Here is a 521-nt window from a genome sequence, read left to right on the forward strand (position 1 = left end):
TCGACATTAGAAGTATATTGATTTTTCCCCAATAACCAAATACTTTTGTCTGTAAATACTGCATATTTGATTGCATCCATAAATCTATTTTTTTCCCTATGAGTTCGAGTCTCAATAAGAATGCTAGTTCTTACTGTTCATATGTTATGATATGAATATACCACACCAATTCGTTATGTATGGATGATGAGATTCCATTGATACAGAGCCAATTCCAATAGACTTATTAAACGTTCCCATTGGCGTGCATCCAGCAGGAATTGAACCTACGAATTTACCAATTATGAGTTGGGCGCTTTAACCATTCAGCCATGGATGCTTAACTTAACACATCATATATTGTAAATAAACAAATTCCAATTGGGATGCTTAACTTAACACATCATATATCGTAAATAAACAAATTCCAGTTCAAATACAATCTTCGCCGGAGGAGGTCTAAATATCAATGAAGAGACATCAATTCAAATCCTGGATCGTCGAATTGAGAGAGATATTGAGAGAGATCAAGAATTAGAGGT

General features: G+C 34.2%; 1 tRNA gene. It reads right to left on the bottom strand.

From position 1 onward, the window contains the following. Window positions 1–245: 245 nt before the first annotated feature. Window positions 246–319, bottom strand: a tRNA-Ile gene (locus tag IE226_RS45575). Window positions 320–521: the final 202 nt, after the last annotated feature.

It is taken from the genome of Streptomyces longisporoflavus (genome assembly GCF_014649775.1).
GTDB lineage: Bacteria > Actinomycetota > Actinomycetes > Streptomycetales > Streptomycetaceae > Streptomyces > Streptomyces longisporoflavus.